Consider the following 3,073-nt stretch of genomic DNA (forward strand, 5'->3'; position numbering starts at 1 on the left):
TATAGAAAAGAAATACATAAAAGAGGACAGCGGATCTTCCGGCGCGGAAAGCTTCGGGCTATTAGTACCACTCGGCTATGGTATCTCTACCTGTACACCTGTGGCCTATCAACGTAGTAATCTGCTACGGCCCTGTAAGGAAGCCTAATCTCGTGGCGGGTTTCGCACTTAGATGCTTTCAGCGCTTATCCCAACCGCACGTAGCTACCCAGCAGTACACCTGGCGGCATAACTGGTTCACCAGAGGTGCGTCCATCCCGGTCCTCTCGTACTAAGGACAGACCCACTCAAACTTCCAACGCCCACAACAGATAGGGACCGAACTGTCTCGCGACGTTCTGAACCCAGCTCGCGTGCCACTTTAATGGGCGAACAGCCCAACCCTTGGGACCTTCTCCAGCCCCAGGATGTGACGAGCCGACATCGAGGTGCCAAACCTCCCCGTCGATATGAGCTCTTGGGGGAGATCAGCCTGTTATCCCCAGAGTACCTTTTATCCTTTGAGCGATGGCCCTTCCATACGGAACCACCGGATCACTATGTCCGTCTTTCGACCCTGGTCGGCTTGTAGGCCTCACAGTCAAGCAAGCTTTTGCCATTGCACTCCGCGTACGGTTACCAAGCGTACTGAGCTTACCTTTGAAAGCCTCCGTTACCTTTTTGGAGGCGACCACCCCAGTCAAACTACCCACCAAACAATGTCCCCCGCATCAGCGGGGTTAGGGAACCCATACGGAAAGGGCGGTATTTCAAGGGTGTATCCACACGTCCTGGCGAACGCGCTTCATTTACTCCCGCCTATCCTACACATCCCGTACAGGTCCGCAATGTTAAGCTATAGTGAAGGTTCATGGGGTCTTTCCGTCCCGTTGCGGGTAGCCGGCGTCTTCACCGGCACCACAATTTCACCGAGCCCATGGCTGAGACAGCGCCCAGATCGTTACACCATTCGTGCAGGTCGGAACTTACCCGACAAGGAATTTCGCTACCTTAGGACCGTTATAGTTACGGCCGCCGTTTACCGGGGCTTCGATTCAATGCTTCTCCATAAATGGATGACATCCCCTCTTAACCTTCCGGCACCGGGCAGGTGTCAGGCCTTATACTTCATCTTGCGATTTCGCAAAGCCATATGTTTTTGTTAAACAGTCGCCTGGGCCTTTTCACTGCGGCTTCTCCATCGCTGGAGGAAGCGCCCCTTATCCCGAAGTTAAAGGGCCATTTTGCCGAGTTCCTTAGCCATGGTTAACTCGAGCACCTTAGGATTCTCACCCCAACCACCTGTGTCGGTTTGCGGTACGGGTCTTAATATACCTGAAGCTTAGCGGGTTTTCTCGGTAGTACGATTACCTGCACTATCTGCGCAGCCGAAGCCTTGCAGTACTGTCGGGTATCAGCAGGTCTTGCGGATTTGCCTACAAGTCCTATACCTAAACCCTTCAACGCACTATTCCGTCAGTGCGCGGCAGTGTCACAGCTACGTCACCGCATCGCAGTATATAAGAGTACGGGAATATTAACCCGTTGTCCATCGGACATCGCCATTCGGCTGGTCCTTAGGCCCCGACTGACCCTGATCCGATTAGCGTTGATCAGGAAACCTTGGTCTTTCGGTGGGCGGGTTTCTCACCCGCCTTATCGTTACTCATGCCTACATTTGCTTTTCCATAAGGTCCACGGTAAGTCACCTTACCGATTCACCCCCTATGGAATGCTCCCCTACCAATGGTAGATAATTCTACCAGTCCATAGCTTCGGTAGCAGTCTTGATGCCCGTTTATTATCCACGCCCGGCCGCTCGACTAGTGAGCTGTTACGCACTCTTTAAATGAATGGCTGCTTCCAAGCCAACATCCTAGCTGTCTGGGCAACCGGACCTCGTTAGATCAACTTAGACTGCATTTGGGGACCTTAGCTGATGGTCTGGGTTCTTTCCCTCTCGGCCTTGGACCTTAGCACCCAAAGCCTCACTGCTCCTACATTTTAACGGCATTCGGAGTTCGTCTGGATTTGGTAGGATTTGACTCCCCCGCACCCAATCGGTAGCTCTACCTCCGGTAAAATTACGTAGAAACGCTGTTCCTAAAAACATTTCGGGGAGTACGAGCTATTTCCCAGTTTGATTGGCCTTTCACCCCTACCCTCAGGTCATCCGGAAACTTTTCAACGTTTATCGGTTCGGTCCTCCATTGCGTGTTACCGCAACTTCAACCTGCCCAAGGGTAGATCACAAGGTTTCGCGTCTGCCCCGCCCGACTACACGCCCTATTAGGACTCGCTTTCGCTCCGGCTCCCCCGCTGAACGGGTTAACCTTGCCGGACAGGAGCAACTCGTAGGCTCATTATGCAAAAGGCACGCCGTCACGCAATAAATGCGCTCCGACCGATCGTAGGCACACGGTTTCAGGTTCTTTTCACTCCCCTGTTCGGGGTTCTTTTCACCTTTCCCTCACGGTACTGGTCCACTATCGGTCTCCCAGGAGTATTTAGCCTTGGCGGATGGTGCCGCCGGATTCACGCAGGATTTCTCCGGTCCCGCGCTACTCAGGATACTGTTAGGCCATAATTGATTACGTGTACGGGGCTCTCACCCTATATAGCCCGGCTTCCCATCCGGTTCCACTTATCGCATATGTAACCACGTCACAGTCCTACAACCCCGATCCTGCCGTAACAGGATCGGTTTGGGCTAATCCGCGTTCGCTCGCCACTACTTGCGGAATCACTGTTGTTTTCTCCTCCTACGCCTACTTAGATGTTTCAGTTCAGCGCGTTCGCTTACCGTATAAACGGTATGCCATGCCTTCAGCATGGCGGGTTGCCCCATTCGGAAATCCGCGGATCAATTCGTATGTGCCGATCCCCGCGGCTTATCGCAGCTTGTCGCGTCCTTCTTCGCCTCTGGGAGCCTAGGCATCCCCCGTGTGCCCTTATTTACTTTCTTCCGTCCATTGCCCCTTTTGCCAAGCAATGGACTGCCTTCAGTCAATATATGGCCGAAACCATATACAAACTTCCTCTGTCCTCTTTGTCTGTCTTCTTTTCTATACCAATATGTCAAAGAACTCTTTTC

General features: G+C 52.8%; 1 rRNA gene. It reads right to left on the reverse strand.

Annotated elements, in window-relative coordinates:
- Positions 1-41: 41 nt before the first annotated feature.
- Positions 42-2,945: ribosomal RNA gene (locus LKO28_RS15275) — 23S ribosomal RNA — on the reverse strand.
- Positions 2,946-3,073 lie beyond the last annotated feature (128 nt).

It is taken from the genome of Sphingobacterium sp. FBM7-1 (assembly GCF_020687765.1).
Lineage (GTDB): Bacteria > Bacteroidota > Bacteroidia > Sphingobacteriales > Sphingobacteriaceae > Sphingobacterium.